General features: G+C 39.3%; 5 protein-coding genes. 3 read left to right on the forward strand and 2 right to left on the reverse strand.

Annotated features, from left to right (window positions below; all coding sequences use genetic code 11):
• Positions 1-1280: DEAD/DEAH box helicase (locus tag QZ055_RS06945; protein ID WP_295825563.1), on the forward strand; the 1280-nt coding region annotated here is incomplete at its 5' end.
• Positions 1281-1357: 77 nt separating this feature from the next.
• Here QZ055_RS06945 and QZ055_RS06950 read toward each other — a convergent pair.
• A complete protein-coding gene (locus tag QZ055_RS06950; RefSeq protein ID WP_295825565.1) occupies positions 1358-3667 on the reverse strand; it encodes a DNA topoisomerase 3 in 2310 nt (769 codons plus the stop codon).
• 176 nt (positions 3668-3843) lie between these two features.
• On the opposite strand from QZ055_RS06950, the gene QZ055_RS06955 reads away from it, so the two are divergent.
• Positions 3844-5439: a peptide chain release factor 3 gene (locus QZ055_RS06955; RefSeq protein WP_060924805.1), complete on the forward strand. Its 1596-nt coding sequence runs from the start codon at positions 3844-3846 to the stop codon at positions 5437-5439.
• Positions 5440-5914: 475 nt separating this feature from the next.
• Positions 5915-7162 (forward strand): sodium/glutamate symporter, encoded by a 1248-nt coding sequence (locus tag QZ055_RS06960; RefSeq protein WP_005387098.1) that lies wholly within the window; start codon positions 5915-5917, stop codon positions 7160-7162.
• Positions 7163-7250: 88 nt separating this feature from the next.
• On the opposite strand, the gene rsmA is transcribed toward QZ055_RS06960, so the two are convergent.
• The coding region (gene rsmA, locus QZ055_RS06965) for a 16S rRNA (adenine(1518)-N(6)/adenine(1519)-N(6))-dimethyltransferase RsmA (protein WP_295825567.1) at positions 7251-7867 on the reverse strand (617 nt) is incomplete at its 5' end.

Here is a 7867-nt window from a genome sequence, read left to right on the forward strand (position 1 = left end):
TAGGCGTTTGTGATGAACTCATTCAAGCCCTTCAAAAACAAGGTATCAAGGAGCCCACTCCAATTCAAGAACAAGCCATTCCTATAGTTTTCAAAGGGAATGATGTCATAGCAAAAGCTCAAACAGGTACAGGCAAAACATTAGCCTTCTTATTACCTATTCTTCAACGGGTTCACACAGATGTGCATCAAGAACAAGTACTTATCATTGCACCTACGCGAGAACTAGTAAAACAAATTTCTGACGAAGCAAAAGAAATAGGTACCATTTTAAATGTGGACATCCTCCCTCTTATCGGTGGCAAAACGATTGAAGCACAGCTACAACAATTAGGACGTCGCCCTCAAGTTATCTTAGGTACACCAGGTCGCCTACTAGATCACGCTAAACGAGGTTCTTTACATTTAGATTGCATTCGCCGTGTTGTATTAGACGAAGCGGATCAAATGCTTCATATGGGTTTCTTGCCTGATATTGAAAACCTCATCAGTCAAACAGATTCGAATAGACAGCTTTTACTATTCTCTGCGACAATTCCAGACAAAATTCGTAACCTTGCAAAGGCATATATGTCTAAACCAGTTTCTGTTACAGCTGAAGGTAAACACGTTACCCTCGAATCAATTGATCAACGAGTGTATATGATGAACCCTGAAGAAAAAACAGAACGTCTCATCAAAATGATCGAAGAAGATAATCCATTCTTAGCAATTGTTTTCTGTAATAAACGAGAAGGTGCCGTTCGTTTATCCTATGAACTAACTGCAGCTGGTCTTAACATCGCAGAAATGCACGGCGATTTAACGCAAGGTCGTCGTACTCAAATTTTACGAGACTTTGCTAAAGCCAAAACACAAATCTTAGTCGCTACAGATATTGCTGCTCGCGGTATCGATATCGAAGGCATTACACATGTTTACAACTATGATGTTCCACGTGACGTAGATTACTATATACATCGTATTGGCCGTACTGGTCGTGCAGGCAACTCTGGTGTGGCTGTTACATTTGCTACACCGCAAGATGAATCTTGGTTGCGACGCATTGAACGCGCCATCCAAGCAACGCTTACTAAATACACTAAAGACGGTCAGATCAAAACTAAAGGTAACGCAAGTGCTGCACCTAAACGTGCAAAAGTATCTGGCAAACCTAAGATTACAAGTTCCTATCAATCTACAAAGGCTAAAGCTCATAAAGCTCGTGGCCATAAAGGTGCTAATACACGCCAACGCCGTACGTCCACATCACAAACAGGACGACGTGGTAAACGCAGATAAAATAAAGACGCGTACAGAAAAATCTGTACGCGTCTTTTTATATTCTTAACTAATTTATATTTTAACTAATAAACATCTTATTTATTAGCATAAATGCTTGGCACTCCATTTACATCGGAGCATTGTGTCTTGCATTGAGATCGATTACTGCAAACCCAGTTAATACGTCCTCTCGCCTCTTGCTTAACAAAATATCCTTCTTTACATCGTGGACATTTATATTGCTTATCTTCGTCAGACACAATGATATTACTTTCACCCTTTGAAGAATCCCCCTCAACAGGTTGTGTATGTTTACAAGCGGGATAATTAGTACAGCCTAAAAAAGCACCAAATTTACCATTACGCTGTTGCATTCTGCCCTTATTACACTTAGGACATACCGGCAAAGAAGATAGATCTACATCAGAATTATCCATCGGACGTTTCCGGTTTTGATTCGTTATAGTGCGAACTACATTGGGCATCATTTGACCAGAATTTACCTGTTTATCAAAGCCAAGCTTATCAATCAACAACTGTAAAAACTTAACTTGATCAGACAAGAAGGAATCTAAGGTATCCTCCCCTTCGCTCATGAGGGCCAAACGTTCTTCCCATACAGCCGTTTCATCAGGATATAACAATTCATCAGGCAAAGCATCTACTAAAAGGTAGCCCGTTTCCGTAGGTGATAGAACTTGCTTCTTACCAGATGTTTTCATAAAGCCACGACTGATAAGTTCGTCAATAATATTGGCACGAGTCGCCTCTGTACCAATACCAGATACAGCCTTTAATTGCTTTTTCAAGTCTTCATTTTTTACAAACTTGTGAATTTCCTTCATCGCTTGTAACAACGTAGACGGTGTAAAGCGAGAAGGCGGCTTAGTTTGCTTCGCCTCTACAGAGGAATCCGTGTAAAGCACAGAATCATTTTTCTTAACCGCAGGCAAATGATCTGTTTCTTCAATAGCCTCTTTTTTAGAGTCTGTTTCTGCACCACGTTCATCAGTTAAATCAGGTTCATCATTATCTGTCACAGATTTAGACTTTTGTCGTTTATAAAGTAATTTCCATCCTTCGTCTATAACTACACGGCCATTGGCAACAAACTCTTCTTTGCATTGCTCCACGACGATTTTAGTTTGCTCATAAATATGTTCGCCATAAAACTGAGCAATATAGGCCTGACTAATGAGGAAGTAAATATTGCGTTCCTCACGGGACAAACTATTTATATTACAAGCTACGGTCGTAGGAATTATAGCATGATGGGCTGTAATCTTCTTTTCATTCCAAGCGCGGCTCTTAATGGAGCGGTCTGCATCAGTAGCCCACTGTGCTAGTCTTTCATCTCCTGCATTCTGTAAATTATTGAGAATTGCATTGCGGTCACCATATTGATTTGGTGGTAAATATTCACAATCAGAACGAGGGTATGTAGTCAATTTCTTTTCATATAGTTTCTGTGCTGTATCAAGTACAGTTTGCGGATCATAGGAAAAAGCTTTACCAGCTAATACCTGCAAAGATGATAGAGACAATGGTAAACGCTGTACATCTTTCTTTTTAGATTTTGTAACAGCTTTAATAACTCCATCTGACCCCGCCTGTAAGCGCTCTACTAATTCATCGGCTATGGCTTTATTAATAAGACGTCCATCTGGGTCAAGCCCCTTTTGTTCGTCTGTAGGCTGCCACGTAGCCCAGAATACACCATTTGGATGATTATATAAAACCTTTAATGTAAAATAATCGACCGGTTTAAATGCCGCTAGTTCTCGCTCTCTGCGCACAACAAGGGCTAATGTTGGAGTCTTAACACGACCGATAGGTAATGTTACTTTATTACCTTTATAACGTTCAGACAATGTATAGGCACGAGATAAATTCATGCCAATAAGCCAGTCTGCACGTGCTCTAGCCAATGCAGATTGATATAGATTGTGAAAGTCTTTATTATCCCGTAGATCATTTAATGCGGCACGAACAGATTTTTCGTCCAATGCATTTAGCAAGATACGTTGTACAGGTTTTGTATTTCCTACATAATATAATACTTCATCAACCAACAATTGACCTTCCCTGTCCGGGTCACCTGCGTTGACGATAATATCAGCTTTACCGATAAGGTCTTTCACCGTTTCAAACTGTTGACGACTACTATCCGTAACCAGTAATTTCCACTCATTAGGCACAATAGGTAAATCTTGAGGGCGCCAGCGAACATATTTATCATCGTAATCACCAGGTTCTGCTTGATGTAAGACGTGACCTACAACCCATGTCACCACATCATCACCTTGGATAAAGTAGCCATTCCGTTTTTGGATATTCTTATTTTCCGGCAAGCATTTACTAATTTCGCGAGCCATGGATGGCTTTTCCGCAATAAATAACCGCATGGTCCCCTCCTTAACATAAAATAACGGCTATTCCCCTAAGCCGCTCTTTGAAATCTCATTATACTACAATTTAGTGGTCATAACTACCAAAATCATGTATAATTTTAAAGATATGAATGATGTGAAAGTTATATAATAAGACAAGGCTTTTACAAACGAAACAATAGAGGTGAACTATGACATTTTTAGAAGAAGTGCAACGTCGTCGTACGTTTGCTATCATATCTCACCCGGATGCGGGTAAAACTACATTAACAGAAAAATTACTTTTATACGGTGGTGCTATCCACTTAGCAGGGTCCGTTAAGTCTCGTAAAACAGCAAAACACGCTGTATCTGACTGGATGGAAATCGAAAAGCAACGTGGTATCTCCGTAACGAGTTCTGTGTTGCAATTTGACTACGATGGCTGTCGTGTCAACATTCTTGATACTCCTGGTCACCAAGACTTCTCTGAAGATACATACCGTACATTGATGGCTGCCGATAGCGCTGTCATGCTTATCGACGTTGCAAAAGGTGTCGAAGCACAAACGAAAAAACTATTTGCCGTATCTAAAGAACGCGGTATTCCTATCTTTACCTTTGTAAATAAAATTGACCATTTCGGTCGCAGCCCATTTGACTTGATGGAAGAAATCGAAAACGTTCTTGGCATTCGTACATGCCCTATGAACTGGCCAATTGGTATCAACGGTGAATACAAAGGCGTATACGATAGAGAACACGAAACTATCGAGCTCTTCGCAAAAGACGAAACACATGGTCAAGAAAAGCTAGCCTCTGAAAAAGGTGCTTTGACTGATCCTCGTATGAAAGAATTATTAGGTGACGATGTATATCAAGCATTGCTTGATGATATCGAATTATTAGACGTTGCTGGCGATCCATTCGATTTTGATAAAGTTCGTGCAGGCGAATTAACGCCAATGTTCTTCGGTTCTGCTATGACTAACTTTGGGGTAAAACCATTCTTAGAAAAATTCTTAGAACTAGCTCCATCCCCTGCTCCACGACAAGCCGTGGAAGAAATGGTGCAACCTACGAGCGAAGACTTCTCCGCTTTAGTATTTAAAATTCAAGCAAATATGGACCCTAATCACCATGACCGCATCGTATTTATGCGTATCTGCTCTGGTAAATTCGAAAAGGGTATGTCCGTATTGCATCGCCAATCTAACAAAACGATTCGCTTGTCTCAGCCTCAACAATTCTTGGCTACCGAACGTACCATCGTAGAAGATGCATATCCCGGTGATATTATCGGTGTCTTCGATGCTGGCACAATGGGCGTAGGTGATACACTATGTGCACAAAAACACAAGGTAACATTTGGTGACTTCCCTGTGTTCCCACCAGAATTCTTCGCCCGCGTATCTCCAAAAGATACTATGAAGCGTAAGCAATTCCAAAAAGGCATGACACAATTGGCTCAAGAAGGTGCAGTTCAAATCTTTGAACAACCAGGTGCCCTCGACTCCTTCGTAGTTGGTGCCGTAGGTATGCTTCAATTTGAAGTTTTAGAATACCGTTTAAAAAATGAATATGGTGTTGATTTATTAAATAATACATTGCCATACAGTGTTGCCCGTTGGATTGATGGTGAAGTAGATATTGCGTCTTTAAAAGGTGTAGATAATGCGATGATTGTTAAGGATAATCGCGATCGTACGGTAGTTCTTATCTCTAATGAATGGCAAATGGGTTGGGTTCAAGAGCGTAATCCTGATGTTACTTTCTTAACAACCCCAAAACTTCATCACGAACTATAGTATTGCCGTTTATAGCTTATCTTTCTAAATCTATACTTCGCACTTCTAAATGCGAGATGTACTATGTAGCAGACAGTGACTTACCTGCAAATCTCAATAGTTAAGCACACTATAAATCTCTAGATAATAACAACTGGAATATATTTCTCAATATATAAAAATTAGAAATATATTCCAGTTTATTTTTTTATAATAGGCAGGAAAATCACAGAATTTAGTCGAATACATATAGTATGATTATGTAGAGAAGTGATTTATACTATTACTTTCTCGTATTTTTGTATATAATATAAATATATTATAAATAGATATATATCTAATATAGATATATAAAACCTAATGGTTTTACTGTTGTTGTGAGTGTTGAAAATAAATAATATATAATTATTATGCCTTATATATTCTATAGTTTTTTTCGACCATTCATGATACCATAAAATATAAGTTTTATTTTTTATTTTAAAGGAGTGATTTTATGCCACTTATTGACTTAGCGTTAGTCAACGATGTATGGACATTGAAACTGTCCATGATCCAAACTGTAGGCCTCGCTGTAATCACGTTATTCATTGGTACTTGGATTAACAAACATTCCAAGTTCTTACAACGTATGTGTATGCCTGCACCAGCTGTAGGGGCTTTGCCATTTGCATTCTTAACTGCCATTCTTTCTTACTACAAGATTTTGAACATTACCTTTGAAGGTTCCCTACAAACATTCTTAATGCTTGCCTTCTTTACCACTATCGGTTTGATGGCTTCTTTGAAAGTCCTCAAAAAAGGCGGTATCTTCATTATCTTCTTCTTCCTCGCTTGTGCAGTATGGATTGTTGTACAAAATACAGCAGGTATTATGATTGCTAAAGCTTTAGGTATTGAACCAATCATCGGTATTATGGCTGGTTCCGTATCCATGATTGGTGGTCTTGGTACTGCTGGCGCCTTCGGCCCATATTACGAACAATTGCTTGGTATCCCTGGTACAGCATCAGCAGCGGTTGCAGCCGCAACATTCGGCATGGTAGCTGGTACAATTCTCGGTGCTCCTGTAGGTGAACGCATTATTAAAATGCACAAAGTTAAAACACCTTACGAAAATCCTGAGTTAATGGAAGATGAAGGCATCGACATGATCGAAGATCACGTTGAAAGTGGTGGCAAACAATTTAATTCTCAAGACCTTTTAACAATCTGTATGTGGATTGGCCTTGCATTAGGTATCGGTACTATCGTAAGTGCTGGTTTGTCTATCTTAACTCCACTACCTGCGTACATCGGCGCAATGATTTGTGCAGCTGTAATCCGTAACTTTGGTGATTTCACAAAAGCTTACAAAATCAACGATGCAGCTCTTGATGCAGTATCCAATGTAGCATTATCTCTATTCGTAACTATGGCTATCAATAGCTTGAAACTAGTTCAATTAATCGATCTTGCTTTACCACTTATTACAATCTTAGTTGCACAAATGGTACTTATCTGTGTATTTGCATACCTTATCTACTTCCTATTTGGTCGCAACTACGATGCAGTTATGCTTGGTTCTGGTGCCATCGGCTTCGGCTTAGGCGCTACACCAAATGCATTGGTTAATATGTTATCCTTAGCAAGTAAACATGGTCCATCCCCTCGTGCATGGCTTGTAGTTTCCTTGGTAGGTGCATTCTTAATCGACTTTGCTAATGCTTTCCTAATTACAACAATGGCTGGCATTCTTTACTAAAAAAAAGGACCCATTCGGGTCCTTTTTTTATGAAAAGAGCTTATTAGAATGATATGTTATCAATCTAATAAGCTCTTTTTACATTATTCTATTTAATTAAAGCCGCCCATGCATTGGCTACATCAGCAAACTCTTGAAGGGTAAAAGTCTCCCCTCTTCGTTGCCCATCGATATTGGCTTTTGCTAATAGCTCTTCGATTCTATCTTTTGATAATCCCGTTGTTTTCATTGTATTAGCAAATGTTTTCCGTCGTTGTGCAAAACCAGCTTTCACCACTCGGAAGAATAGTTTCTCATCAATAACATCAACAGGAGGCTTGTCACGCAATACACAACGAATAACAGAGCTCGTTACAGCTGGAGCCGGTAAGAAAGATTTAGGCGGTACATCAAGTACAATATCAGGCTCAGTATAGTACTGTACAGCTACAGACAATGCACCATAATCCTTTGTACCTGGCTTAGCCACCATACGCAAGGCCACCTCTTTTTGCACCATTACAACAAGGCGTTCTATGGGTAATTTACTTTCCAATAGAGACATAATAATAGGTGTTGTAATATAGTATGGCAAATTAGCAACCACTTTAAATGGTTTATGGTTCATAATGGTTGGCACATCGAGTTTCAACACATCCCCATGGACAATACGTACATTGTCATAGGAAGCCAATGTAGTATCTAGAACCTCTAATAAGCGACGGT

The organism is uncultured Veillonella sp. (assembly GCF_905209685.1).
Taxonomy (GTDB): domain Bacteria; phylum Bacillota; class Negativicutes; order Veillonellales; family Veillonellaceae; genus Veillonella.